This window comes from Enterococcus sp. HMSC072F02, from assembly GCF_001837725.1.
Lineage (GTDB): Bacteria > Bacillota > Bacilli > Lactobacillales > Enterococcaceae > Enterococcus_B > Enterococcus_B lactis.
The window spans coordinates 52,833-79,410 of sequence record NZ_KV833932.1; the positions used below are offsets into that span (position 1 = coordinate 52,833).

Annotated in this window: 28 protein-coding genes, 1 tRNA gene and 3 pseudogenes; 10 read left to right on the forward strand and 22 right to left on the reverse strand. The window is 36.3% G+C overall.

Annotation, left to right across the window (positions count from 1 at the left end):
- Positions 1-42: 42 nt before the first annotated feature.
- The 10 genes from HMPREF2731_RS04225 to HMPREF2731_RS04270 form a co-directional block, all read right to left on the reverse strand.
- Entirely contained in the window at positions 43-1,854 is a 1,812-nt protein-coding gene (locus HMPREF2731_RS04225) for an FAD/NAD(P)-binding protein (RefSeq protein ID WP_070872385.1), read from the reverse strand.
- Entirely contained in the window at positions 1,851-2,216 is a 366-nt protein-coding gene (locus HMPREF2731_RS04230; protein WP_070872387.1) for a DUF488 domain-containing protein, read from the reverse strand. The genes HMPREF2731_RS04225 and HMPREF2731_RS04230 overlap by 4 nt, the downstream gene beginning before the upstream one ends.
- Before the next feature lie 163 nt (positions 2,217-2,379).
- Complete coding sequence (locus tag HMPREF2731_RS04235) at positions 2,380-2,775, reverse strand: rhodanese-like domain-containing protein (protein WP_002308872.1); 396 nt, start codon at positions 2,773-2,775, stop codon at positions 2,380-2,382.
- A 17-nt stretch (positions 2,776-2,792) separates the two neighbouring features.
- Positions 2,793-3,755 (reverse strand): ROK family glucokinase, encoded by a 963-nt coding sequence (locus tag HMPREF2731_RS04240; RefSeq protein ID WP_070872389.1) that lies wholly within the window; start codon positions 3,753-3,755, stop codon positions 2,793-2,795.
- Positions 3,755-3,967, reverse strand: a complete 213-nt coding sequence (locus HMPREF2731_RS04245) for a YqgQ family protein (RefSeq protein WP_002293902.1) — start codon at positions 3,965-3,967, stop codon at positions 3,755-3,757. Before HMPREF2731_RS04245 ends, HMPREF2731_RS04240 begins: the two co-directional genes overlap by 1 nt.
- A gap of 20 nt (positions 3,968-3,987) precedes the next feature.
- The gene (locus tag HMPREF2731_RS04250) at positions 3,988-4,686 is read right to left on the reverse strand and encodes a rhomboid family intramembrane serine protease (RefSeq protein ID WP_070872390.1); all 699 of its coding nucleotides are present in this window, start codon (positions 4,684-4,686) and stop codon (positions 3,988-3,990) included.
- A 19-nt stretch (positions 4,687-4,705) separates the two neighbouring features.
- Positions 4,706-5,239, reverse strand: a complete 534-nt coding sequence (locus HMPREF2731_RS04255) for a 5-formyltetrahydrofolate cyclo-ligase (protein WP_002320135.1) — start codon at positions 5,237-5,239, stop codon at positions 4,706-4,708.
- A gap of 142 nt (positions 5,240-5,381) precedes the next feature.
- Entirely contained in the window at positions 5,382-6,386 is a 1,005-nt protein-coding gene (locus HMPREF2731_RS04260; RefSeq protein ID WP_070872392.1) for a FecCD family ABC transporter permease, read from the reverse strand.
- On the reverse strand, positions 6,383-7,372 hold the full coding sequence (locus HMPREF2731_RS04265; protein ID WP_070872394.1) for a FecCD family ABC transporter permease: 990 nt from the start codon (positions 7,370-7,372) through the stop codon (positions 6,383-6,385). Before HMPREF2731_RS04265 ends, HMPREF2731_RS04260 begins: the two co-directional genes overlap by 4 nt.
- Positions 7,369-8,175, reverse strand: coding sequence for an ABC transporter ATP-binding protein (locus tag HMPREF2731_RS04270; RefSeq protein ID WP_002308861.1), 807 nt, complete (start codon positions 8,173-8,175; stop codon positions 7,369-7,371). The genes HMPREF2731_RS04265 and HMPREF2731_RS04270 overlap by 4 nt, the downstream gene beginning before the upstream one ends.
- A gap of 165 nt (positions 8,176-8,340) precedes the next feature.
- On the opposite strand from HMPREF2731_RS04270, the gene HMPREF2731_RS04275 reads away from it, so the two are divergent.
- Complete coding sequence (locus HMPREF2731_RS04275; protein ID WP_002344363.1) at positions 8,341-9,297, forward strand: ABC transporter substrate-binding protein; 957 nt, start codon at positions 8,341-8,343, stop codon at positions 9,295-9,297.
- Positions 9,298-9,370: 73 nt separating this feature from the next.
- Here the strand turns inward: HMPREF2731_RS04275 and HMPREF2731_RS04280 are convergent, their stop codons facing one another.
- Both HMPREF2731_RS04280 and rpmG read right to left on the reverse strand, forming a co-directional pair.
- Positions 9,371-9,889, reverse strand: a complete 519-nt coding sequence (locus tag HMPREF2731_RS04280; RefSeq protein ID WP_002308859.1) for a dihydrofolate reductase — start codon at positions 9,887-9,889, stop codon at positions 9,371-9,373.
- Between the two features lie 87 nt (positions 9,890-9,976).
- Complete coding sequence (rpmG, locus tag HMPREF2731_RS04285) at positions 9,977-10,141, reverse strand: 50S ribosomal protein L33 (protein WP_002320810.1); 165 nt, start codon at positions 10,139-10,141, stop codon at positions 9,977-9,979.
- 212 nt (positions 10,142-10,353) lie between these two features.
- Here rpmG and HMPREF2731_RS04290 point away from each other — a divergent pair, with 212 nt between their 5' ends.
- Positions 10,354-10,800: a DUF2188 domain-containing protein gene (locus HMPREF2731_RS04290; protein ID WP_002308858.1), complete on the forward strand. Its 447-nt coding sequence runs from the start codon at positions 10,354-10,356 to the stop codon at positions 10,798-10,800.
- 81 nt (positions 10,801-10,881) lie between these two features.
- On the opposite strand, the gene asnB is transcribed toward HMPREF2731_RS04290, so the two are convergent.
- The 3 genes from asnB to HMPREF2731_RS04305 form a co-directional block, all read right to left on the reverse strand.
- Positions 10,882-12,777, reverse strand: coding sequence for an asparagine synthase (glutamine-hydrolyzing) (gene asnB / locus HMPREF2731_RS04295; protein ID WP_002308857.1), 1,896 nt, complete (start codon positions 12,775-12,777; stop codon positions 10,882-10,884).
- Positions 12,778-13,067: 290 nt separating this feature from the next.
- Positions 13,068-13,155, reverse strand: a tRNA-Ser gene (locus HMPREF2731_RS04300).
- A 143-nt stretch (positions 13,156-13,298) separates the two neighbouring features.
- Positions 13,299-13,865 (reverse strand): TetR/AcrR family transcriptional regulator, encoded by a 567-nt coding sequence (locus tag HMPREF2731_RS04305; protein WP_010727129.1) that lies wholly within the window; start codon positions 13,863-13,865, stop codon positions 13,299-13,301.
- A gap of 255 nt (positions 13,866-14,120) precedes the next feature.
- Here HMPREF2731_RS04305 and HMPREF2731_RS04310 point away from each other — a divergent pair.
- Together HMPREF2731_RS04310 and HMPREF2731_RS04315 are read left to right on the forward strand one after the other, a co-directional pair.
- Positions 14,121-15,447 (forward strand): annotated as a pseudogene (locus HMPREF2731_RS04310) (DUF1576 domain-containing protein).
- A complete protein-coding gene (locus tag HMPREF2731_RS04315; protein WP_002308854.1) occupies positions 15,413-15,766 on the forward strand; it encodes a hypothetical protein in 354 nt (117 codons plus the stop codon). Before HMPREF2731_RS04310 ends, HMPREF2731_RS04315 begins: the two are co-directional and overlap by 35 nt.
- A gap of 89 nt (positions 15,767-15,855) precedes the next feature.
- Here HMPREF2731_RS04315 and HMPREF2731_RS04320 read toward each other — a convergent pair whose 3' ends face one another.
- Together HMPREF2731_RS04320 and HMPREF2731_RS04325 are read right to left on the reverse strand one after the other, a co-directional pair.
- Positions 15,856-16,275 carry a cupin domain-containing protein gene (locus HMPREF2731_RS04320; protein WP_070872396.1) on the reverse strand — a complete coding sequence of 140 codons (420 nt, stop codon included), beginning with the start codon at positions 16,273-16,275 and terminating at the stop codon, positions 15,856-15,858.
- Positions 16,276-16,620 carry a carboxymuconolactone decarboxylase family protein gene (locus HMPREF2731_RS04325; protein WP_002308852.1) on the reverse strand — a complete coding sequence of 115 codons (345 nt, stop codon included), beginning with the start codon at positions 16,618-16,620 and terminating at the stop codon, positions 16,276-16,278. It abuts the gene before it with no gap.
- 370 nt (positions 16,621-16,990) lie between these two features.
- Here HMPREF2731_RS04325 and HMPREF2731_RS04330 point away from each other — a divergent pair, with 370 nt between their 5' ends.
- Positions 16,991-17,587: a TVP38/TMEM64 family protein gene (locus tag HMPREF2731_RS04330; protein ID WP_002308851.1), complete on the forward strand. Its 597-nt coding sequence runs from the start codon at positions 16,991-16,993 to the stop codon at positions 17,585-17,587.
- Positions 17,588-17,713: 126 nt separating this feature from the next.
- Positions 17,714-19,513, forward strand: coding sequence for a glycerophosphoryl diester phosphodiesterase membrane domain-containing protein (locus HMPREF2731_RS04335; protein WP_070872398.1), 1,800 nt, complete (start codon positions 17,714-17,716; stop codon positions 19,511-19,513).
- A 277-nt stretch (positions 19,514-19,790) separates the two neighbouring features.
- On the opposite strand, the gene HMPREF2731_RS04340 is transcribed toward HMPREF2731_RS04335, so the two are convergent.
- Complete coding sequence (locus tag HMPREF2731_RS04340; protein ID WP_002308849.1) at positions 19,791-20,003, reverse strand: hypothetical protein; 213 nt, start codon at positions 20,001-20,003, stop codon at positions 19,791-19,793.
- A gap of 447 nt (positions 20,004-20,450) precedes the next feature.
- Here HMPREF2731_RS04340 and HMPREF2731_RS15010 point away from each other — a divergent pair, with 447 nt between their 5' ends.
- The 3 genes from HMPREF2731_RS15010 (at position 20,451) to HMPREF2731_RS04355 (ending at position 22,292) form a co-directional block, all read left to right on the forward strand.
- Positions 20,451-20,600: a hypothetical protein gene (locus HMPREF2731_RS15010; RefSeq protein ID WP_002293931.1), complete on the forward strand. Its 150-nt coding sequence runs from the start codon at positions 20,451-20,453 to the stop codon at positions 20,598-20,600.
- A gap of 269 nt (positions 20,601-20,869) precedes the next feature.
- Entirely contained in the window at positions 20,870-21,256 is a 387-nt protein-coding gene (locus HMPREF2731_RS04350; RefSeq protein ID WP_002308846.1) for a YxeA family protein, read from the forward strand.
- A 733-nt stretch (positions 21,257-21,989) separates the two neighbouring features.
- Entirely contained in the window at positions 21,990-22,292 is a 303-nt protein-coding gene (locus tag HMPREF2731_RS04355; protein ID WP_002308844.1) for a DUF5960 family protein, read from the forward strand.
- Positions 22,293-22,893: 601 nt separating this feature from the next.
- Here the strand turns inward: HMPREF2731_RS04355 and bsh are convergent.
- Complete coding sequence (bsh, locus tag HMPREF2731_RS04360; protein WP_070872400.1) at positions 22,894-23,868, reverse strand: choloylglycine hydrolase; 975 nt, start codon at positions 23,866-23,868, stop codon at positions 22,894-22,896.
- Between the two features lie 162 nt (positions 23,869-24,030).
- On the opposite strand from bsh, the pseudogene HMPREF2731_RS04365 reads away from it, so the two are divergent.
- A pseudogene (locus HMPREF2731_RS04365) lies at positions 24,031-24,287 on the forward strand (hypothetical protein).
- A 231-nt stretch (positions 24,288-24,518) separates the two neighbouring features.
- Here the strand turns inward: HMPREF2731_RS04365 and HMPREF2731_RS04370 are convergent.
- The 3 genes and pseudogenes from HMPREF2731_RS04370 to HMPREF2731_RS04380 form a co-directional block, all read right to left on the reverse strand.
- The gene (locus tag HMPREF2731_RS04370) at positions 24,519-24,950 is read right to left on the reverse strand and encodes a DUF4231 domain-containing protein (RefSeq protein ID WP_002305693.1); all 432 of its coding nucleotides are present in this window, start codon (positions 24,948-24,950) and stop codon (positions 24,519-24,521) included.
- Between the two features lie 250 nt (positions 24,951-25,200).
- A pseudogene (locus HMPREF2731_RS04375) lies at positions 25,201-26,221 on the reverse strand (N-acetylmuramoyl-L-alanine amidase).
- Positions 26,222-26,231: 10 nt separating this feature from the next.
- Complete coding sequence (locus HMPREF2731_RS04380) at positions 26,232-26,429, reverse strand: phage holin (RefSeq protein WP_002314481.1); 198 nt, start codon at positions 26,427-26,429, stop codon at positions 26,232-26,234.
- Between the last annotated feature and the right edge of the window lie 149 nt (positions 26,430-26,578).

Sequence of the window (26,578 nt, forward strand, 5' to 3'; positions counted from 1 at the left end):
ATGAAGACTTGTGAAAGAACAGATAAGTCTTCATGCGTATTTTTATTTGTCAGTCAATATAAGTTGTGCTATTTTATCTGCTTGTCTCAAATTCCATGGATCTGTATAAGGTCTAGCTGCTGCTGCAGTTAACCAATCCACACCTTCAACTGGTATTCCGTAGCAATAAAAGCCAGACTGGATTTTCCCGGAAGCATCAGTCACGCGATTCGTACCTCGCTCAACATCTATAGCTTCTGAATGATAACTTCCTGTATTATCTGAAAACGAAAAAGGGCGAACAAGTTTATTTTCCTTCAAATTTTTTATGACAGGATTACTTGAACGAGAAAAGCTTGTTTGTGGCAAACGAGCTTCGATCAAATAGCGACTGCTGATTTCTTTATCTTGTAGAGAAATAACATAGTGGTTTTGCTTTTGCTGAATATCAAGTGGCGGTTCGATCAAATGAAAAATACCCGCATCTATCAGTGCTGCTAACTCTTTCGTCCGAATAACTGGCGGTCCAATCGTTAAAAAGCTGTTTAGATGAGTAAACCATCCCCACAGTATTTCTTTGTATTCCTTAGCAGAAAAAACGTGCCATTCAATAGCCTGCCGGATTGGATCACGCCAGTCTTTCAATGCATCAAATGTCGAAGTCAATGCCCCTGTGCAATTGCCTTTTTCCGCTTCTTTTATCTGTCCTTCAATAAATGCTCGGCTAGCTTCTGCAAAGGACTCATCCTGATAGGTAAGAGGAGTTTCTAGATACGACCAAGACCATTTGTATGGAAGTAATGCTGGATACTTTCCAAGACACTCTTCTGAGGAGAGGGAAAGAAAATCATGATCAAAAGTTTTCCTTGAAATCGGCAAGTGATGTTCTTCGATGATTTTCTTGTAATAAAACAACTCAGAGTCTTTTTTCAGATAGTCAAAAAATGTTTCGCCAGTCAAAAGTCCCGATCGATGCCATCGCTCAAGGTTTTCTTTTGTAAGTAGCCGTGGCCATGCCATTGCTCCGCCTTGCTTTTGATTTCTCCCTCGAGGATAGTAAGGCAGACCTCTTCTTGACCCGCTGTATATAATCGGTTCCTTGCCGGATGGATGATAGACCAATTTTCCCTTTTTGTTTTCGAAGCGCCCTCCTCTTGATACCGTAAACAATCCGACATAATCAAAAAAGCTTAAACCAAGCCCTCTTAGAAAGACATTTTCTTTTGGCTGTATCTTTGAAAGATCGACATCTGCAGGATTAGAAGGAAGCTGATACAGTAAATCATTTTTCTTTGCATAGTCTACCCAAGCCCTTTCCTCTTCTGTCTGATCATTTTCCCAATGACCACTCGCTAAAATGAGCTGATCAACAGGATAGCTTTGCTGATCTGTCTGTAATAGGAAACCGTCTTTTTCTTTGCTGACCTTTTTCACTAAAGAATAGACAAGCTGAGTAGAAGCTGGAAATTCTTCTTGCAACTTTGAGAAAAACCAGCGTTGATAAAGTCCGTATAGGCAACGAGTAGATTGCTGATCTTTTTCCAGACGGTTAATTTCTTCTATAAATAGTTGCTTATTTTTGGTTACCGTCTGTTCGATATAATCTGTAGCAGGTCCTTTACTCCATTGAAACAAATTAGGTCCCGGCATTACCGTTCCCCCACTGGACAACGTTTCGTCTGTAAAAAGCGTCACTTGTTGAGAAACAGAGTTCATTAATAATTCTGGTGGCTGATTCAATCGCCAAACTCGACCGCCTGGACCTTCTGGATCAAAAAGAATAAGTTCAAGAGAATATCTGCCCTGATTATTATGGAGAATCCTTTCTGCTACACTTAATCCTCTAGGTCCGGCACCAATGATCCCTATTTTCATTTGTACACCTCCTTTTCGATAAATTCTTTTAACACAACGGCATGGTTATGGTGCTCGTTTTTTGCACCATAAACAAAAGTAATGACTGGATGTTCTTTCATAAGTTGGGTGAGTTCGGAAACAGCTCGCGTCTTTTCTTCTTCAAAAGACAATTCTTGCTGATATTTCTTTGCAAATGAAGCAAAACGTTCTGGTACATGGTCAAAAGCTTTGCGTGCCTCATTACTAGGCGCAATTTCTTTCAACCATAGATCCAAGTGTGCTTTTTCTTTTGAAAGCCCTCGCGGCCAGAGCCTATCCACGAGTATCCGAAAGCCATCCTCTTCTTCAGCATCAAGGTAAACACGCTTTAATTTAATCATAGTTGTTTCCTTCTTTCTGCCTTTTTTCTTTTATATTTTATATGTAGATAATAGCATAAAATAAAAAATGAACGACACAACTATCCACGCGTCGTTCATTTTTTCTTAGTCAATACCTGATTATTGATCTAGTTTTTCCAAAGCTGTCATAAAAATATATGCTTTATACTTTTTTGCTTTTGATTTTCCCAGACCAGCCGTCATAACCACCCTTAAGCAAATAAATCTCTTTATAACCTGCTTTACGTAATTTATTTGCCGTACGGATACTCAAGCTTTTCTTTTGATCGTAGATATAGACAGGTTGGTCTTTTCGAATCGATCCTAGTGAATCTTTCAAAACAGTGTAAGGGATGTTTCTTGCACCTAAGATATGCCCTGCATCAAACACATCTTTTTCGCGAACATCGATTACTTGTGCTTTTCTCATTCCTTCTCGAAACTCTTCTTCTGTCAAAGTCGTTGCTGAACGCTTGGCCATTACTCGTAGATAGACTTCCCAAAAGATGATTGCAAGCACAATCAATAGCAAAATGATATTAATTACCCATAAAACCATGTAATGCCTCCGTTTTTTTAAGCAAATTTCAAGGCTAATGAGGCAGCGCCAATGACACCAGCTTCATTTCCAAGCTCTGCTAATTTGATTTTTGTTGATTCTCTTACTTGTGGGAAAGTGAATTCTTTAAAATGTTTCTCTACACGGCTGCGTAAAAATTCTCCTGCCGCCGATACTCCGCCGCCTAACACAATACTTGACGGATTCAATGTATTCCCCAAGTTGGCGCAAGCTAAACCTAAGTAGAAGCATACGCGATCAACAACCATCAATGCAAACGGATCGTCTTCTTGAGCCATTTCAAAGATATCTTTACTTGTTACTTCTTCACCGTTATCTAACATTGCTTTCAGTTTTGAATCTCCTGCGTATTCTTCTGCCAAGTAACGACCTAGACGTACCACACCAGTAGCACTAGATACTGTTTCTAAACATCCGCGTTTACCGCAAGTACATTCGAACCCTTCAGGATCCACAGTGATATGGCCGATCTCTCCGCCTGCTCCGCTCACGCCATGGATCAAATTCCCGCCAGCAACGATACCACCGCCAACACCTGTTCCTAGAGTAACGAATACAACGTCTGGATCGTTTTCTCCAGCACCTTTCCATCGTTCACCTAAAGCAGCCACATTCGCATCATTATCGATAGCGAATTTGATTCCTGTCCCTGCTTCAATCAGTTTTTTCACAAATTGTACTTCTGTCCAGTTCAAGTTATATGCACCAATAACTGTTCCAGCGTCACTGTCCACGCTTCCTGGAGTACCCATACCGATTCCAATAAAGTCTTCGGCTTTCATATTATATAAATTCAATCGATGGTTGATTGATTCGATGATTTCAGGAACGATATGTTTGCCATCATCCAAAATATTGGTATCGATGCTCCATTTTTGTTGAATCTCTCCTTCTGGTGTTAAAATTGCAAATTTTGCTGTTGTTCCACCTAAATCAATCCCAATAATTTTCTTGTCCATTACAAATTTCCTTTCTTTCGGCTTTCTTCAATTCGGTGCTCTCTTTTTAATATGCGCCACGCTGTCATGTATGTATCATGATCGATCAAACGGCTATCATACAGATTCCGCAATTCAATAGTCATCAATTCAATATCATAGATGCGTGCACCCACATAGATAAAGATGCCAAATTTTTTGAACAGCTGCTGTACATCATATAAGCTCTCCATCTTTAAGCACTTCCTTCATATTATACAAGTAAACCATATTTTTTTAAACCCAGTAAAATACATATTACAAAAAGAAATACAAAAACTAGTGTAGAAAGAATCTTCTGGTGTATCGAATAGCTTGTCTGCTGTTTCGGTAGCCCTAAAATATTTCCTAATACTAAACCGCCCACCAGTCCGCCGACATGTCCCCAAACATCTACAGAGGTGTCAAGAAGACCAAAAACAAATGTCATCGCAATAAATAAAAGAAAATGTCTGACTAGTTGTTGGATCGCCGTATTATATTTAAAATGAAATCCTAAAATAAACAACGCACCAAACAACCCGAATATCGAGGTGCTTGCACCACCAGACAAAACATTCGCTTCGTTGAAAGCAAAACTTGCTGTATTTCCCATTATCCCACTGAACATATAGATCAGGAAAAACCGCCAGTGACCGTATATTGCCTCGATTTGTTGCCCCATAAAATACAATATCAGTGAGTTCATGACGAAATGCATCACTCCAAAATGGATGAAGATTGGTGTCACTAAGCGCCACCATTCATTGAAGTGAACAAGATAAGGACCATACATTCCAGTATAATAAGGAATTTCAAGACGCGGAAACAACTCCATTATAATGAAGAATATTGTCTGTATCCCCAAAAAAACATAGGTCCATAACGGTCGCCTCAACCATGCACGCATTTTTATTTGCTGTTGATAATTCATGAAAACCTCCTATTTCATTTTAGTCAATAAATAATTGTTGGATCTTCTGATCAAAACTCTCCGGTTGCCATTGTTCATTCAATTGTTCTCGAAAAACGAGGCTGCATGTTTTTCGATGGAAATTTTTTAAATACCGGTCGTAATAACCACCGCCAAAACCAATACGATAACCGGCTCTATTGTAGATAATCCCTGGTACAATGAGGAGGTCGATCATTTCCGGCAAATAAAGCTTCTCTGATTGTGGCTCAAGAACGCCAAAACTCGAACGTTCAAAAATGGTGTGTTCATCCATTTCATAAAACGCCATCTGTCGTTTTGGTAAAGTTTTAGGAACAACTATTTTCTTTTGTTCTTTTTTCGCCCGTTGGATAATCGGCTGTGTATCCAGCTCAATTTCATTTGACAAAGTCGTCCCTATCACTTGTGCCGACTTCCAGTACTCGCTTGCGAATAGCTGTTCATAGATTCGCTGTTCTTTGCCCTTTTTCTTGCCGCTTTTGGCCAGATTTTTCAGCTTTTCAATTCCTTGCCGGCGTAATTTTTCTTTCATTTGCTCCAAAAAATCACCTTTCCTTCTCTCATAAAATGGTATAGGAAAAAAAGAAAAATAGCAATCGAACTTTCAAATAAATGTATAAATAAAAGAAAAAGAAGACCTAACAATGATTGGCCTTCTTGCCTTTTAATGAACTTCAACTGCTCAGCACGTGTTTTTGTCTGATAAACAATACATACAGAAAATATGGCGCACCAAAAAAGGCGATCAAAATCCCTGTCGGTATTTCCCCACTTGGTAGAATCACTCGTGCAACAATATCTGCGCTAAGTACAAAAACGGAACCGAACAAACTGCTCAAAATAAAGGTCCAATGATTTTCTTTACGTACGACTAGCTTCGCAGCATGAGGAGCCAGTAGTCCTACAAAGGATAAACTCCCTGTCACCGCTACGCTACCGCTTGCTAAAGCAACAGCTAACAACAAAAGGATTTTTTGACTTTTATTCACATTTAGCCCTAATCCTTGCGCGCTTTCTTGGCCAAATGATAGCAAGCCAATCCGTTGCGCATAAAATCCTCCTAGCGGAATCAAGATAATCGCCCATGGAAGAAGCGCCCAAACATAGGACCAGCTCGCACCCCAAATCGATCCCGCCAACCATGCATTGACAAATCCATAATTTTCCTTTGACAATTGGATGGTGCACAACAACGTTAATGCAGAAAGACCAGCATTAACGGCAATACCAGACAATAAGATACGATTCATCCCTAAAAATCCATTTCGATCATAGGCCGCAAGATACACACAGCAAGCAGCGAGAATACCACCTATAAAGGCTACAACTAGCAACAGAAACGGCAGAGAATATTGTGAAAAGAAACCTAAATAAAGCATCACTAGAAATCCAGCTCCCGCATTAATCCCCAATATGCTAGAATCTGCCAATTCATTTCTCGTCACTCCTTGCAAGATATAGCCAGAAACGCCAAGACAAGCTCCTGCTAATAAACTGATCAGTAATCGGGGAACTCGAAACTCTCCAACAATCAGCGCCAAAGAAGAGGAGCCTTTCCCTATGAACGTGTCAAAAAGCTGATCAAGATAAATAAAAGGCGTGCCAATCATCAAACTACCTACAGACAAGACGATAAGTAGAAAAAGCAAGAAATACAACGTCCAATATATTCTTTTCACCGTCGTTCCCTCCTTACTTGTATCAGTAAAAACGGAACGCCAATCAATGCAATGACTAATCCAAAAGGTGTTTCAAAAGGTGGATTGATCATCCTTGCTACAAGATCCGCCAACATGACCAGTCCGCCTCCAACTAAAAAAGAGACAGGTAGGACATAACGATAGTCTGTCCCAACCATTCCGCGAACAATCGGCGGAACCAACAGCCCAATAAATGAAACAGGTCCGACTAACGAAACGGCAATGGCTGCTAACACTGCAACTAGACAGAAAACAATCAACCGTGTTCGTTTAGGACGACCTCCAAGAGCTAATGCATGAGTTTCACTCAAACTAATCAAGGATATCGCTTTTCCTAATGAAAAAGAAACCAAGACAGCAAGCACATATACAGGGAACAACACTGTTAACTGTTTCCATGTGATATTGGCAGCTCCACCTACAAACCAAAAGGCAAGATCCTGCTGTAGATTAAAAAATTGGGTAAGTGCTTGACTGATTGCAGTAAAAAAAGAACTAATAGCTACGCCAGCTAAAATCAGCTGTAAAGGATTCATGCCCATTTTCGAAAACTGCAAAAAGCCAAATACGAGCAAAGTCACAGCAAAAGAACCTGCCAATGACACCAGAAACACAGAAAACCCAGAAGCTTTGGGCCAAAAAGCAAAACTAAGAGCCATTGCCAACGAAGCACCAGCGTTGATTCCTAGTAAACCTGAATCTGCTAACGGATTTCTTGTCACACCTTGCATCAATGCACTGCTCAATGCAAAACAACTCCCTACGAGAAATGCCCCTGCGACCCGAGGCAAGCGAATGTTTCTTATGATTTGATGACTTTGTTTTGATCCATCAAAATCAACCAAAGCCTGCCAAAAGGCTGTTTTTCCCACACTCGCTGCGCCATTTGAAAGAGCAATAAAAAAAATGATCAAAAGAACAAAACAGATCAAAAGCAAGAGTTTGTTTTTTTTCCTAGCCTTCATAATTGATCCTCCTGCTCTTTTGGCAACAGATCATACGTCAGAAAAACTGGTTTATTCGTTTTTGGTAGTGTGACAATCGTTGCATCAATCTCAAATATTTTTTTCATACACTCTTTTGTGATCACTTCTTCAGGTGTACCTTCCGTAATCAATTCACCGTCTTTCATGCCTAGTAAATAATCAGAAAAACGTGAAGCAAGATTAATATCATGGATCGACATCAAGATCGTTGTTTGTTTTATTTGATTGATTTGAGACAATAACTGTAGGATCTCTAATTGGTGTGACGGATCTAAAAACGTCGTCGGCTCGTCCAAGATCAAGATATCTGTTTCCTGAGCAAGTGCCATAGCGATCCAGACACGCTGGGTTTGTCCACCAGACAACGTTGCGATATCTCGAGTGCGATATCCAGACAAACCTGTTGCATCCAAAGCCCACTCGATTGCTTCATGATCTTGTGCATCCATACCACTAAACAGTTTTTGATAGGGATATCGTCCGTAAGATACTACTTCTTCTACTGTCATACCTATAGGATGTTCACTAGTTTGTGCTAATAAAGCAATTTTTTTTGCAAGTTCTTTTGAACTGTATGTAGATATATCAGAGTCATTGACAATGATCTTTCCTGATTTCACAGGTAGTATACGGGTAAAGCTTTTCAATAAAGTAGATTTTCCACTTCCGTTTGGCCCGATCAAGCTCGTGATTTTCCCTTCAGGAATCGTAACAGACATGTTTTCAATAATTTTTTTATTTTCGTAGCCGGCTGCAATATCAGCTGCCCTTAGTCTCGTCATTTCACCCACCCTTTCGCTGAAAATCATTCTCAATTATGACGCTGTTTCACTATTTCGTCAAGCGCTACTTTCATATCTATAGCTAAATGAAGCGGTTGACAGCATTCGAAATATCAGGAATAATAACCAATGAGAAAGATTCTCAATTATGTCAGGAGGAAAGAAATGAACTTAAAAACAAAAGTATTCACCTTATCTAGCATGTTGCTGCTGGCTGGAGTATTGAGCGCTTGCTCCCCCTCTTCAGATAAAGAAACAGCTACAACTACCAATTCGACGACTTCATCCACCAGCACGCATACAGTCACAGATACGCTTGGACATAAAGTCGACATTCCAAACGCACCTAAACGAATCATCGGCAGTTACTTAGAAGACTATCTGATTTCCCTAGGAGAAAAACCTATCGCCCAATGGACAGTGGGCAGTGGTTCTATCCAAGATTATCTGCAAGATGATTTGAAAGATGTTCCAACTATTTCTTATGATCTTCCTTACGAGAAAGTATTAAGCTTCGAACCTGACTTGCTGTTGATTTCTTCTTCCGCTACTGTCGAAGGTGGAAAATACGAGCAATATAGTAAAATCGCACCAACTTATGTCGTAAAAAATGGAACAGACGTCACATGGGAAGAACAACTAAAAGATGTCGGCAAGGCTTTGGCAAAAGAAAAAGAAGCGGAAAAAGTCATTTCCGATTATCAAAAATCCGTCGAGAGCACTCGCGAAGAATTAGCAGATAAAATTGAGAACAAGACAGCTGCAGTGTTATGGGTGACCAATAACTCCGCCTTCATGGTCAGCAAAAATCGGTCAAGCGGTAGAATCGTATATGACGATCTAAAATTTGGTGTGCCTGATTTAGTAGAAGAAGTGTCCAAAGAAGCCACTTCTGACTGGTCTGCTGTTTCTTCGGAAAAACTAGCTGAATTAGATGCTGATTACATCATTCTTGTAAACAGTGATAAAGATGCTGCTATGTTCAATGAACCAAGCTGGAAAAATCTCAAAGCAGTGAAGGACAATCACGTACTGCAATTCGGCCCTGAATCTAGCTGGCTATATAATGGACCTATTGCCAGTCAGGAAATGGTCAATGATATCAAAGAAAAGCTAAACTGATTTTAACTAAAAAAGCATCTTCACGTTCATTCGCGAGATGCTTTTTTATTATTAAAAACTAAATACCCGGATATTATTCTTCTTTTGAAACAACCTTATTTCTTACTCTTTCCCATTTTTGAAAACGATGGGCATATAAATTTTCCTGATCCGTTATTCCCTCGTATTCCTCTATAAGAGCGAAGTCTGAAAAATCGATATCCCCAATATACGTATCTCCTTCAAACGTGCTATCAATCAATGTCCGCCAGATTCGACCGGTGTAAGGAAGAAGTTCTTGAAAAATCCGACTGCCACCCGAAACATAGATATCTTCTGAGATTGTTTGACTATACGCCAAAAGTTCATCGATTGAATGCATCACTTCTGCATTTTCTTTCGTGCGAAAGTTCGGTTGCGTTGTCAACACGATGATATGGCGATAAGGAAGTGAGAGATCGCCCATTCCTTCATAGGTCTTTCTTCCCATCACTAAGATTCGATCCATTGTATGTTCACGAAAAAAACGCATGTCATTTGGCAATCGCCACGGTAGCAATCCATTTTTGCCGATCAGACCATTCCTATCTTGTGCCCACATTGAAATAAACATATCATCCGCTCCTTATGATTTTAGATGGTTTGAGATAAAAAAAGTCTCAATTCTTTGACCAGCAAGGAATTGAGAACTTTAAAAACATTATTTTGTTTCACGGTGCAAAGTAACTTTGCGTTCGCGTGGGCAATATTTTTGTTTTTCCAAACGATCAGGATTGTTACGTTTGTTTTTGCTTGTTAGGTAGTTACGTTCTTTACAAGAAGTACACTCTAAAGTGATGTTTACGCGCATGTTTTTCCCTCCCATTTTTACAAGAATCCTCTAAGATGACTCTCAGACTTGATTATCTTACCATGATTTTTTCTAGATTGCTAGTGTTTTTCACGATTTTGTTAAGTAAAACTACTTGACGATAAATACAACGGTTTTACTTCTCAAACAAAATCTTTTCCTTTTTGTATAAATACCCTTACACTTGTTTATATAGATTATGTTTTTTAATAAAGGGGGATACTAATATGCCATGGAACATGAAGGACTTTCCTGCATCAATGAAAAACTTAGATAAACTGACAAGAAAAAAAGCAATCGACATCGCAAATGCACTGTTGGATGAAGGGTACCCTGATAGCCGTGCGATCCCAATTGCCATTGATCAAGCAAAAAAATGGGATGAAGATGCTAGTGAATCAGAAAAACGAACCTTCGAAAAAGAAAAAAATCCAAGCAAGACGGATGAACACGATACGAATCCTCGTGCCGGAAAACTGCTTGATTCAGATGTGATCGTAGAATATGAGGAAAAACAATGGATCGTGAAATCTAAAGGGGCAAAAAAGGCAAGCAACCATTTTGATACAAAAAAAGAAGCAATCGAAAAAGGAAAGCAAGTAGCTCAAAACAAACAATCAACTTTGATCATTTATAAAAAAGATGGGACAAAAGAAAAAGAAATCAGTTACTAAGCGCTTAAAAAGAAGCATAGAAACAAGGAGATCATCTCACATGCTTCTATGCTTCTTCTCATATTGTTGTTTCTTTTTTTATCAAACAGTCACATAGTCGATTGCTTCTGCTTGCGGAATCGTTTCATCGACAAAGTAAACTTTATACCATGTCAAGAAACTGAAGATCGTCCAGATTTTACGTTGTTCTTCTTTACGTCCTTCGTGATGGTCATCTAGCAACTTCATAATTTTTTCTTGATCAAAAAATTCTTTTGCAAAATCTGCTTCGAATAGTGCTTTGACTTGTTCGTAGCCGTGTTCTTCTTTCAACCAAGCTTTGATTGGCACAGGGAATCCTAATTTCACACGATTCGACCACTCTTCTGGAAGATGTTTGTTCGCAGCTTGTCTGAAAATATCTTTTGTGTTGTTTTGATTCAATAAGAACTTACTTGGTATTTGTTGAGCCAATTTCATGACTTCGATATCCAGTAAAGGTACTCGAACTTCTAGAGAACTAGCCATAGAAAGTTTATCTGCCTTCAACAAAATATCTTTTGGCATCCATTGATGAAGATCGACGTATTGCATCTTATTGACTTCATCTTTGATTCCTTCTGTTTTCTCGTAATGAACAGTCATGATCTCATTCACAGATGGCGCTGTTTGATATTTTGGCGTCAACACTTCTGATGCTTCTGATTCTTCGAACACTCGAGCATGCCCGATAAAATATTCTTTTGCTGGCGCAAGTGATTCATATAAATGGATACGTCCATGGAAATTTTTCATTTTTCCGATTTTACGTCCTAAATTATAGCGTGTCCCTTTTGGCAATTTTTTCAGTCCTTGCGCAATCACACGGATAAATTTTGAATTCGTGTGGAATCCATACGTTTGGTATCCCGCAAATAGTTCATCTGCCCCTTCTCCTGATTGAACCACCCGTACACTTTGTGAAGCGAGATTTGCTAAAAAGTACAACGGCACACAAGAAGGATTTGAGTCTGGTTCATCTAAGTGATACTGGATCAATGGGAATGCTTTAAAAGACATGTCTCCGTCGATTACAGCTGCCGTATTGTCTAAGTCCAACAATTCTGTTAGTTTTCTGGCTTCAATCGCTTCATTATAGGTTTTATCATCAAACCCAATTGAGAAAGAATGATCTGGTTTCAATACAGAGGTTACATAACTGGAATCGACCCCGCTGGATAAGAAAGAACCAACTTCTACATCGCTGATTGTGTGTGCTTCAATAGAAGCTTGAACAGTTTCGTCGATTTTTTCGATCCATTCTTGTCGGGAATGCGTTTCTTTTGTTTCAAAATCTGCATCCCAATATTGTTGAATGTCCAGTTTTCCGTCTTTATACGTATAATAATGACCTTCAGGCAAACGATAGACACCTTTGAAGAAGGTTTCACCGTTCAATGGAGAATATTGGAAAGTCATATAAGGTTTCAATGCTTCTTTATTCAATTCTTTATTAAAATCAGGATGAGGCAAAAAACTTTTGATTTCTGAACCAAACATAAATGTTCCGTTCATTTCTGCATAATAGTATGGTTTGATCCCAAAATGGTCTCTCGCACCGAATAACTCATTTTTTTCATTATCCCAAATAGCAAAAGCAAACATTCCGCGGATTTTTTGCAATAATTCTGTTCCCCATTCTTCGTAACCATGCAAAAGGACTTCTGTATCTGCATGTGTTTGAAAAACGTGACCAGCTGTAATCAATTCTTCTCTCAAAGGCTGATAATTATAGATTTCGCCATTAAAAATAATGATCTTTGTTCGATCTTCATTGTAAATAGGCTGAGTACCGCCCTCTAAGTCAATAATACTTAATCTTCTAAATCCTAAAGCAACGTGTTTATCGATATATTCCCCTGAACTATTAGGTCCACGGTGAACGATTCGATCCATCATTGTATTAATAATTGTTTTTTTGTTGTCCTTGTCGTTAACAAAACCTACAATACCGCACATTTAACTTTCACATCCTAATATAAAATTACTGTTTATTTCATCCATATGCATCTTAACATAGAATAAATAGCGGACGAATATTTTCTCTCTTACAGTTTCGTCACGTGAAAACAAAAGATGAAAGTTTCTGTTTTTACAGAAAATAAAGTCCCGATATCTAATTTACCATGTTTTCTTTTTTGAGGCTATCTTATTCTCTTCGTGTTAAAAAAATATTAGTGGATGCTGTTCAAAAAATAGCCTCCAAACAAAAAGACACGACCGAAATCGTGTCTAAACATGGATATATAAGGAAGGTACGGGATTTGAACCCGTGCACCACATTACTGCGGCTCGCCGGATTTCGAGTCCGGTGCATTACCACTCTGCCAACCTTCCGCAAGTACTATTTTTAAACTTTTCCCACGAAATGTCAAGCCTATTTCTAACAGATAAATAACAGAAACCGTTTTTTTACAAAAAAAGTCCATTGACAGTTTACAGCCAACGGACTTACCGATCAAATTCATCATGATAGAACACTATCTGATTGTTTCAGGATTATCTAGTGCTAAAATCGAGTCAATTGTCCGTTTGATCAGTGCGATGATTTGTTCTTCTGTTGGATGCATGATGTTTGATGACATCAATGATGCTAAGCCAGTCACCGCTACCCATGTACCAGTATGCAAGGCATCGATATAATCATCCGATAATTGATTGTATCTTTCATCTTCTTTAACTATTTCACGGAAATAGTTGTAAGAAAAATCATGTATTTTCTTTCCGTCCCCATGTTCATCAATGTACAATGCCATGTAAAGACTATGATGTTTCTTTGCAAAGTAGATATAGTTCAAACCGAGATCAATGATTTTATCACCCGTACGCTCAATAGGGAAAACATCTTCTTTTAGTTGTTCAAAGATCGAATCCAATAATGTATTTTTCAAATCTTCCATGTTTTTGAATTCCAGATAAATTGGCTGAGTCGAAATCCCCATCTTTTTCGCAATGTTTCTCGCAGTAAATCCTTTAAACCCTTCCTTTGCAACAACATCATAAGCAGCTTTTAGAATTTGATCCTTGGTATAGACTTTTCTTCTCATTAAAACTCCCCCACTTCTTTACTGCAGTATATGTTGTTTTATTGTACCCTATTTTTAGTATTTTTTGCAAACATTTTACTCAAAACGTTATATTTTAAATTTTTTTATCAGTCTTCTTTAACTTTTTTTGCAAAATTAAAAAAATTTGGTTAAATTCACTGGGTTCCCTTACATTTTTAGTTTTAACCTAAATGATAGTTGACCAAATCTTTCATTTCAAGTTATAGTTAAAGAAAACGAAAAAGAAGGTGTGTAATGGAAAACGAAACTGACGTTATTTATATTCATCCTCAAAAAAGAATCGTTTCACAGAAAAGAAAATATTTTTATCTTAGTTTTACAGGTGCTTTTTTTCTTTTTATTGGCTTAGTTTCTGGTACACCTGCCGCTAATTGGAGTGGTCTACTGACTATTCTCGCCAAGCAATCTTCTGACAGATTATTTTGCTTTGGGTGGTTTTGGAAGCGCGTTTATAAACGTTGGGATCTTGACCTTACTTTCTGTGCTTGTGGCTTACCGGCAAAAGGTGATTTTAAATGGCCCCTTATTCGCTTCGATTTTAACAGTTACCCGTTTTTCTTTTTTTGGCAAAAACCTTTATAATTCAATCTCGATCATTTTAGGTGTATACCTGTATGCTGTATTTGTCAATAAACCTTTTTCTCAGTATATTATGATAGGCCTGTTCGGCAGCGCATTGTCGCCGGTCGTTAGTTACATTACTTTTGGTATGCGCTTTCCTTTGCTAGTAGGAATTCTACTGGGAAATTTGGCTGGTATAGCAATTGGTCTTCTTCTTCCGCCGTTAGCTGCTCAAACTTTAGTTTTCCAACGCGGGTTCACGCTTTATAATATTGGATTTACCTCAGGCTTGATTGCCATGGCTTTTACTGCTGTTTTGCGATTGTTCAGCTACTCAATCGTCGAGAATACATTGGTTTCCAATGAATACCATTCCCCTCTCGTCTGGATCATTTTCGGCTTTTTTTTGCTGACAGTCGGTTTTGGTTTCTATTATAATTCCTTTCGACTTTCGGGTATTCGAGAGATTTTCGATTCATCTGGTAAACTGACAACTGATTTCATTGCTAATTCTGGTATCGGTGCTACTTTGATCAACATGGGGCTAGTTGGTCTAATGCTTTCTTCTTATGTTTTGCTGGTTGGTGGTAAGTTAAATGGTCCTGTCATCGGTGCTATTTTATCTGCGGTTGGTTTCAGTGCTTTTGGTTGTCATTTAAAAAACAGTTTTCCGATACTAGTCGGAATTTTTCTTGCTTCTTTGTTTGGGACGTTTCATGAGATCACCAGCACCGGCATGCTCGTTGCCGCTGTGTTTGGAACAGGCCTCGCGCCCATAAGCGGTTTTTACGGCAGTTTTTACGGTGTAATAGCTGGTATGTTACATATTGCTCTTGTCCATAACGTCAGCACTTTGCACGGAGGACTCAATTTATATAACAGTGGTTTTTCAACTGGATTCGTTGCAGGTATCCTTGTACCGATACTAGATAACTTTACTGCTGTCAGAAAGGAAAAAAAGACACTTGGAAAAAGAATTATCAAAAAGAATCATCGATGAGCTTCTTACTTATCTATATTCCCACGAAATAACTGAAATACGTATTGGCGTAGAATTTGCTGAGGAGGGACTTTTCATAGAAATACAGGGCACAACAGAATCTCAGCCAGAAGATCTAGATGTACTTGCTGATTTGCTGAACAATCCTCGAGACCCTAGCATGGAAATCTACTATCAGGAGCTATTAGGTAATCCTCGACATGATCGGGAAGATTATCATCTGCTAGGTAGTTTGATTGACGATGTGGAAATCATGTATGCCCAGCCGATTATCAATATCAAAATTTTTCGGCGTGCTTCTCCTCGCCCTTATTATTAGCCTATTCTACAAAACAGCTTCATCCACCTAAAACAGCTCCTGAAAGTTCGATTAAAAATCTACTTTTAGGAGCTGTTCTAAGCTTGATATTATTGATTTTCCAATCCTTCGTATAATTTATCTGTTACAGGTTCTAAAAACTCTGAATTACCAGCAGTGATCGCCAAATGTTCAAACCAACTGTCTTTTGTCGCACCATGCCAATGTTTGATCCCTTTGTGCGTTACGACGACATCTCCAGCCATTAATCGTCTTGCTGGCTTTCCTTCTTCCTGATACCAGCCTTCTCCTCCGGTCACAAGTAAGATTTGATAACCGTCTGTATGGACATGCCAGTGATTGCGACAGCCTGGTTCAAAAGTTACATTACCTACACCAACAGAAATTTCGGGATCGTTTACTAACATATTCAGATAGCTTTGCCCGGTAAATACTTGAGCGTAAGCTTCGTTTTTTTCACCTGCTGGAAAAATCACGCCTTTTTGTATTTCTTCGTGTTTTGTCATCATTTATGCCTCTTTCTTATCTTCACTATTTTCTTCTAGATAGATTTCTTTTGCTAAACTAAAAGCCGACCAAGCTTTTGGCCACCCTACATAAAAAGCTAAATGGGTAATGATTTCTGCTATTTCTTCACTAGTAATGCCATTTTGCTTGCCAATTTTCAGATGAGCCGGCAATTGTTCAAAATTCCCTTCTGAGATCAAAGCAGATAGGGTGATGATACTACGCTGATGAGGAGATAATTCTTCTCTTGACCATACTTCTCCAAATAAAACATCGTCATTCAATTCTGCAAATTTTGGTGCAAACTCCCCCAATTGATCTCTTCCTGCGGTTTGTTTTTCTGCCATTTTTTTACTTCCTCCGTTCGTGATTGCTAGGTGATTCAAACACTGTTCTTAAATAACATCATTATCTATTGTTTCTTCGCATTTTATTTTAAGCCCTATTTTTTAACCTGTCCAATGCTTAGTTTACTCCATCAGTATGCTTTCCAAGCATAATTGTTAACGTTTTCTATCTTTTTTCTATTTTTGAAAAAACAAGATATTAAATAAGTCTTTAGTTGGATGTTTTTTTGAGATTATTCTTTTATACTTACAATGAACGTATGATGAACTTACAAAATTGTTTGTTTTCTGTCATCTTAAAAAGTGGCGCAGACAGTTGCTTTTCTAGTAAAGTATAGATACCAAAGAACCTCTAAGGAGTTGATGAATAATGAATATTGCTGCCTCTCGAAAACTGATAAACTTCATTTCCATTATTGGATTAGGTCTATCGATCGCGCTGACGATTTATTTTATTAATTTAGGTGTTTTCAAAGATTTGAATGCTTTAAGAGGATTAGTAGGTGATTCGATCATTTTAGGTCCGGTCATTTTTATCTTCATCCAAATCTTGCAAGTGGTTATTCCAATCATTCCTGGAGGAATCAGCACTGCAGCGGGTGTTCTGATATTTGGTCCTTATGCTGGCTTTATTTACAATTATGTTGGAATCTGTATTGGTTCGATTATTATCTTTCTTCTAGGACGACGTTACGGAAAACCATTCATTCTTTCCATGATCAGCGATAAGACCTATAACAAATATATTGGCTGGTTAGACAATCAAAACCGCTTTGAGAAGCTGTTTGCTCTAGCTATTTTTCTTCCTGTTGCTCCGGACGATGCGTTATGTTTGATGGCTGGATTGACAAACATTTCAATGAAACGATATACACTGATTATTTTGATAGCTAAACCACTATCGATTTTCTTATACAGTATGGCTTTGATTTATGGAGGACAATATCTAAGTGGTCTTCTTGGTTAATATTTATTTTGCAAAATCAGTTATTGATTGATTACCAATGTTAATTCTGGGAAAGGATCTGCAAGATACATTGCACCCTTTCCTTTTTCATTGGATTTGCGCTACAATGTGAAAGTAGGTGATAGGATGAATTATTTGAAACGTAGCTTAGGCAACGCGTGGGATTTTTTGAAAGGAACACAAGCTTATTTCCGTGATGTCTTGCTGATGCATGGCTTTATTTTATTTATTTGTTTACCCTTATTGAGCAGTACGACTCGTTTTATTTTGCACCGAGGAGCAATTGACTATTTGTCTTATGACAATATTCCTTTGATTTTCTCTCAGCATCCTGGAGTTCTGCTGTCGTTAATCGCCGTTTTATTGACGATTTTACTATTGGTTTATTTCGAATTTGCATTTCTTTTGATGAGTGTCTTCTTTATTAAAAAGAAAGAACCCGTTTCTTTAAAGCAGCTCTTGCACTTGACGATACTTCAACTGAAGAAAGTGAGACCTATTACTTTTCTGTTTTTTCTTGCTTATTTTTTATTGATTCTACCGATCAGCGGGTTAAGTTTCAATTCTGATCTACTGTCAAAAATAAAAATCCCTGCTTTTATCATGGATTTTATTTTTGCTAACCGTTGGATCGTCGTCAGTTCCTTTTTACTCGTTTACATTTTTCTTGGCTATATTGGGATTCGGCTGATTTTCGCTTTACCTGAAATGATTTTACGAGATCGACCTTTTCGAGCATCCATTCGAGAAAGCTGGTTGCTGACCAAATCACGTCTTTTTGCTATCACGGGGCAATTTATCGTGATTGGCGGTACGATTTTACTTCTTTCTTCTTTGGGATATATCGTTGTTATTTTGGCACAAAGTGTTGTTGAAGAATTTTTCCCGAATTACGCATTGATCAGCGCTGTATTTGCGATGACGCTTTTACAAGGAATTTTATTATTCAATATCGTGATGTCTACTGTAGGAATTTTTTATATCATCGTTGATTTCATGGATGACGAAGGTTTCTTACCAGAGATTCCCAAGTGGTTTACGCCTCAAACGTCCAACGTGCATTTATCTGCGCTGAAAAACACTGGTTTGACCCTTTTTGCAGTTTTTTTCGGTATTGGCGTTTGTCTTTACAATATGGATTATCTGACTTCGGCAGTTCAGACAAAACTAGTGACTGTATCTCACAGAGGTGTAAGTACGCAAAATGGGGCGCAAAATACTTTAGAAGCACTTGAAAAAACAAGCAGAGACTATCATCCTAATTATATAGAGATGGATGTGCAGGAAACAAAAGATGGCCGTTTCGTAGTGATGCATGATGCAAATCTTCGTCACTTAACTGGGGTAAATCGAACACCACAGGATTTGACGTTGAAAGAATTGACAAATCTTACGGTTACTGAAAATGGGTTCCAAGCCCCTGTGTGTTCTTTTGATTCTTATTTAGAAAAAGCGCATGAATTGAACCAAAAATTACTTATTGAGATTAAGACCTCTAAAAAAGATTCAGATGACCTGGTCGAACGATTTGTTCAGAAATACCGCAAAGCGATTTTAGAGAATCATCATATTTTGCAAAGTTTGACGTACCAAACTGTTTCTGATTTAAAAGAAGCAGAACCAAACTTTTATGTGGGCTATATCTTGCCTTTCAATATCGTTGGGCCTCCCGTAACGCCTGCTGATTTTTTGACAATGGAGTATAGTACGATCAATCGTAACTTCATTAATTCTGCCCATCAAGATGGAAAAAAAGTATATGTATGGACGATCAACGATTCAGATGCTATGAGTCGCATGATGTTTTATGGTGTGGATGGTATCATAACCGATGAGATGGGACTACTAAATGAAAGTGTGAAACAAACAGATGAAGAAATCACTTATTCAGACAAGCTACTAAATTTTGTTTTGGGTGTTGGCTAATCAAAAATCGTTAATGAAATAAGTTTTTATACAACAAAAAACGCATAACCTGTTACCGCAGGTATATGCGTTTTTTGTTTGACATTCATAACGTGTCCTTAATTATCTCTTGATTCCTTCATCGCACGAACAATAGCTAAAATAGCAGGAATTGCAGAGATCACTGCAAGAATAATTCCCATTTTCCCTGAACTTTTTCTTTTAGGCATATCTTCTCGCTCCCTTCTGTCTTTATTTATATTATAAGGGAGTTCTTGCGAATTCTCAAAAATACTGTTTAAGAAACCAATTCAGCAGGTGTACTAATATCACAGAATTTTACGAGCATGCGGTACTTGCTTTCATAAATGATTGGATAGTCTCGTTGGTCATAACTTTCAACATACACGACAGCCGTGTTGTTATATGTACGTTCAATACAGCCAATTAGTTCGTGAGATACGCCAATCGGTTTGCATATATAAGATCTTCCTACTTCTGCTTTTACCATTTCATTCCCTCTTTTCTTTGTTTTTCTTTATTTTATAATAACAAATCTTCCTTCAATTGAAAACGTTTTATTTCATTTTTTTATTTTTATTTGATTTATTTTTTACTTTTTAGATAACTATTTTCTTATCATAATTCTAGATGTTGTGACAAAAACGTTTGTTTATATTCCTATGTTGTTCGTGTGTTCTTTTCATTATCCTGCTAAATTATTTACAAGGGGTGAGTATATGATTTATATCCAAGCAATAGTCTTTGTAACGTTGATGGTTGGGCTACTTATTGGCTTGAAAGAAAACAGCTGATTGATTTAAGAAAAAATAAATAAGAAAAGTGATAAATGCTTTTTAATTGCATGAAAAAACGGACGATGCTAAACTTGTTATAGGTTCGAAAGTTTAAAGGAAACTTTCAAGAACTGAATTACATTACAAAGGAGATGAATTTTATGACGTTTACAAAAACAAATATGCAATACCGCGTAGCCTTTGATACAACTTCTAACCGTTTTATGGCGATTGATGCACAAAACGAAAATAACGTTGCGTTTGGTATTACAATTGAACAAGCAGTCCGAGCATTAAATGAATCTAGATAGGGAGTGACCCATTCCAAATGGCGACTGATGAGATCTCGGAAAATCAATAGAAGACGTTTGTAACGGTGATCCGCGACAGACGTCTTTTTATATTTTTTACATACATTTGGTCATTATATCTGTCATTTGTTCTTGACCTAAACAAAAATATAGTTTTAATATCAATTATCGTCGCTTTTTATGACAATTTTGTTAGCTGTTTCGATGATGATATTTTGTTATGATTTGTATAATATTCTATAGAATAAAAATAAAAAAGGAGAATTTTCATGAAAAAAATTTTAGGGTTAATCGTTATCGTATTGATTGCTTTTATAGGTTGGAAAGGCTGGGACTACTATCAGTCTACTTATGTAGGAAAAGATTATTATGCAGTAATCAAAGCACCGATGCCTGCAGAAACTGATATTAAAGCAGATAATGGAGAAGTAATTGGAAAAGGGTTTAAATATAACGTAGATGCGTACGCTGAAAACGGTGAAAAAAGACAATTGGATTTTGATGTCATTACTTCTGGCGACTCTGCTAATGGTTCTGCTTATCCCGAAGGAACAATCTTGCAGTTGAAAGCAAGCGAAAAGCGAATTATAGAGAAAAAAGTAATCACTAGCGATAAAGTACCTTCATCTGTAAAAGACAAATTAGGGCTATCTTAACACTAAGAAAATATCGCAAAAAAGCACTCGAAGTGAGTGCTTTTTTACTTACTGATTTTAGAAAAAAATAGAATTGGTCTTCGAAGTCACTTTCCTGTTCTTCAAGTCCTTAACTAAAGAACAAGGCAATGAATCGATTCCCATACAAACAAGAGGCTGGGACAAAATTCTTGTCACAGCCCCCTTTTTCCGAATAAATGGTGCCGATATGTGTTAAGTACCTAAATGGGTACCAGCTTTCATTTTAAAGTCAGCATGTTTCTATCACTAATTATTTAAATCTAGTGAAAAACCCTTATCTTACAGGCGTTCGTTCAATTCTTTGGCAAGGTCTTCAAAGCCTGGTTTGCCTAGAAGTGCGAACATGTTTTTCTTGTATCATATATACATTTATTACTTTTTTTCTCTTTTATACCGTTAGAAAACGCCGAAATATCAGCATTTTATCTATCTCTTGTTTTTTCTATCTTTTCTGATTTTTAATATCACTATCACCAAAGCTATCACTAGTTTTTCTATTATTTTTACTTTTTTATATGTATATTGAAACAGGAGTTAGAAAAATTAATAGAAGAACGAAAAAAGACCTCAACCAAATTTAATTGCTGGGGTCTTTTTATAAGAAGAAATGCATATTATCGTTTATATATTGTCAATACATATTCAGGAAAATCTATTTTAGGGTTTACAATAAGAACGTTTGTTCGTATACTCTTTTTGAGGTGAACTTTATATGTTAATGGAAGGAAAAACACAATTATGGTTTAAATTTGATCCTTCGAACAAATTCATTAAAGACTTTCACAAAGTATGGGATTCAGAAGTTTTCTTTTTAGCAATCGAAGATAGCTTATTAATCAATCTCTACTATTCTAATAAGAACTATTTCAAAATTCCTGCTGCGAAAACTAGAATGAAGAAGGATGTATACTTTTTGTTTGATATCGTGACTGACGTGCCAGACGCACGAAGCGATCATCGGCGTTATGACTATATAAAGTATACTTTCGTTGATCCAGAAAGGTATATAGATTAAAATAAGTTACCTAAAAAGGACAAATACAAATTTTATTATCTTATTTATAGTAAGAAGATAATTTAAGATTGCGAAATACTATACTATTTGTAATCTATAGTATCAGTCCTATAAAATAAACATCTAATTAATTACTCTAGATCCTAATTATAAGCCTTTTTTCTCACTTTTTTTCAAAAATATGGTATGCTTCTTAGTGAATTCAAATATATGGTATGCTTCTTAGTAAATTCAAATATATGGTATGCTTCTTAGTGAATTCAAATATAAAAGAGTTTAAAGCGTAATACACTTATGGGGAAGTGGTTTGGGGTGCGCTTTAAACTCTTCTTTATTATTATCTCACAGCATGCTTAAAAGGTCTATGTCTATGGATTAAGTTATGTAAAAAAGTGCCTCTTTAAACGTCCTAAAATCCAAACAAGGATAGCATAATATACACTATCGTTGATCCAGAAAACAGGTAAATAAATTTTGCAAAAGCAATAAGTTAAAAACATTACAAAAAAGACAAGGATATCACATCAAGAAAAAATGTTTTGAAAATATCTTTGCCTTTTTGTATTATATCTATATTAAATAATCAATCACAACACATTAACTAATTTATATATTTAATTTGTTGTTTTTCTATAATTGGATAACTAATTAACTTATGACTATCTAAGTCTTCTTTATTCATATCAATTGCAGTAATTTGACTGTCTTCATATGTTCGATAATAATAGATTCCTTTGTCAACATTGCAACAAGAAGAATAAATTGTATATTCATATTTTCCATCACCAACATCACACAAACCTTTTTGTTGTTCTACTGAACCTAAGATATGGAAAAATTGACTAATACTTTCTGACTCTGAATCTCCAGATACAGAATTCAGCTTCGTAAAAGTCGCTTTAACAAAACGAGATACTGAGGATAAATCTCCAGGCAAGCCTATCCCTCCCATACCGCGGCTATAGGCATTCAAACTTATTTGATTTGAAAAATTATTTTTAGGAGTTTCACTCGATAAGACACGATAATTGTTTAAATTAAATAATTGATAGTCAAATGAAGGATTATTGGTAAGAACGCCCACAGGGTTATCATATATATGAAGTCCATCTTTCATACTTTCAATGACAATTGATTTTTCTTTATCAGCTAATAGCCAATGTAAAGGGGATAAAGGAAGTTCATCACTATAATTTATATTTGCTAAATTGATATTTTTTAACAATTTTTTAGCTTCTCCTACTGTTGAGCATTGTCCTAAAATCCAAGGAATAAATTCAAAAGGAGATACATTGTCTTTCCCTTCTTGTATTTCTTTATAATCAGCATACCCAGAAAAATTTAGCCCAGCCATACTCAATCCTTTTTCATTTGTCGCATCGTAATAAAGAGGGTAGTCAACTATACCAGCGGCAATACCAATCATTGCATAATGAGTATCCAAATCATTTACCTTTCGAAAATTCAACTTATAATTTCTTGGAGTAACAGTGACTACTTCATTGTAAGATATTTCATAATCAAAGTTCCTTCCAAAATAATGATCACTTGTTACATAAGTAATAGACGTACACATAGTTTATTCCTCCTAAATATTGTTCTGTCCACGTTCATTTTACTCCAAAGTTTTCCTCATTTCAAAAGAAAATCACAGAATACACGAAGAAGCGTTTCTATTTGTATAAACTATATCAAAGTTCTATACTTAAATTATCAAATAAAAAGGACGTGAAGTTAAATGTCAAATTTAGAAAACAAAGAAGAAAAAGTTGTAAACAAAATTGTTTCTGTTGTCAATAAACTGGATAAAGAGTTAGACGAACTTGATACGTATCTGAAAATCCAGAAAAAAAACATAACCTAAAAAAATGGTTAGTTGAACGAAAGGCTATTCATGAAATTAAAAAAGTTCTTCATGAAGCTGATAAATATGAAAAATATGATGAAAAAGAACTTGATAAAGAATTTAAAGAAATCAATGACTTATTACTATAATTGATTTATACGACTCATTTTTGAGTCGTCAGACTGCAAACAACACTCTAAATTTAGGAGTTTGTCTACAGTCTGAATAAATTTTAAATTTATTGTCCATAATGTTATTATGAATTTATAGCATTAAGAAAAGAGATAAGACTTTACATTTTTTTAGGAATGTAAAGTCTTATCTCTTTTCTTAATTGTAAAATTAGTATTATCTGCACTACTTTCTAATTAAATAAATTTTTAGTTATTAACTTGATTAAAATCAGAGATAATATCATTTAATTCAGTTTGAAGGGTTGTAACGATTAAATGGAAATTTTCTTCATCTGTTTTATTATATGGGGATGTTTTCGTTATATATAACAACTTTTCTTTTTCAATTTTCATTAATAACTCTGTCGAAGTCTGTACTTTATCTTGATAATTAAATGCAGACATCCCACTTTGTATAATTGTAATTATTGCTGAAGCAATTGAAACAATCAATAGTAAAGACCTGTGTTCGGAAGCCTGATCAATTAATATTGGGATACTAGCTGATAAGACTATTTTTATAATATTTCCGATACCAATTACTCTATTATAAAATCGAATTTCTTTTTTTAATCTATCGATTGTAGAATCAATAGATTCGATAAACGCTTTTTGATCCATCATTTTCTCTCCAATCATTTTATTAAAATCATTAACAAAAATATTATAATAGGATTTAAGTAAGTTCTAACTAATCACACATAAAAATAAAAAAACATTTGTATTTTATCAAAGTTTTATTATACTTGTCAATTTGTGTACATCCTAAAATATAAGCTATTTGTTTACTTCTGTAGAATATATACTTTGTTGTTAGATAAGTTGCACATGTTTATAGAATCTAAATAATAAATTTTTATGTACCGCCCCTCAAAGAGGGGGGAATTTTTTATCGTTGTGGAATATTTAAATACCAACGCTTGTCATGAAAATCTTGTGCTCCACCCTTAGTATTTCCTTCTGGATCGTTTGTCGCACGCATCATGACGTATACTTTCTTATTAGGGAAATCACGCATATTGAAAGATACATGATAGCCAACATTTCCTAAAGTATTATAAGCTTGATTTTACGTCTGGTCTATAAATCCCATCAGCTCTTACTCTAGCTAGTTCTTTTCCAGTATTGTAGTCCATAATGAAAATATACTCGTATTTATAATTAGCAATGTGCCATCCAGCTACATGCAAGTTTGCGTTTTCGATTTCTCCGAACTGATCAATGTGGGCGTAATTTGTTCCATCTGTCAGCGTAGAATTTGCAGCACCTGCTCTAGTTGGATCAATGACTGGTTTATCCTCCGAAGTAGTTGGATTATCATCCGTAAAACCATGAGCCAAATCATAGGCTAGTTTTTCTTTACTTACACCCATTTCAGAAAGATAACCGTAAGGATCTGTATGATCGCCCCAAATATTTTGTGTTACCCATAAATGTGATTTGATTCCTGGTTGGTTATAAGGCGTGTCCAATGTTAATGGAATACCATATTTTATTGCTGAATCTCTTGCCAATTCAACGTATACTTTATAGTTCTTTTCAAAAGTTTCTTTATCATGTGTGTGTTGTAACTCGATTTGCACAGGACTATTTGCATTAGCATATGAACCAGCGCCATACTGCACATAACCAAGTTGTCCAACTTGGTAAACAATTCCGCCGTCTCCCACAATGTAAGCAGTGTAAGCACTAGTCCATGAACGTTGCATATACTGTGCTTCATTGCGTCCTGTTGCTGTTTCGTTAGCTGTTTCATGCAGTAAAATATACTGATTATTCGCTACTTGAGAGCTACCTTCATTTACACCTAAATTAAATTCATTGTTAATCGTATAGGCAAACCCATTAATTGGCAATAAAAAAAGAGCCATTAATAGGCTCATCGCAGTAATAGTCATTTTCTTTTTCATTTGTTTCCTCCTATTTTTTCAAATTATAAGCCGACACACCAGTGATAACACCTAAAAATGTTGCTACTGCATTGATAGTCAGCACTGTCATATCTGTTCCATTCCATCCATATGCTTTGCCTAGTGTTGCAACTAATACAGATGTAGCCGGAAGTACCGTAAGTACCGCCCACTTAATGATTTGATAATATTTATCAGGTAAGATCATCTTTATTCATCTTCTTTCTATTTTTATCGAGATGTTTCCCTAAATAAAGTTTTAATTTGTTGTGTGTGTTCTACCAATTTTTCTGCATGTGTATCTAATCTTTCATCGTGTTTCTTTAGTTCTTCATGAATCATCAATCGATCTGATTT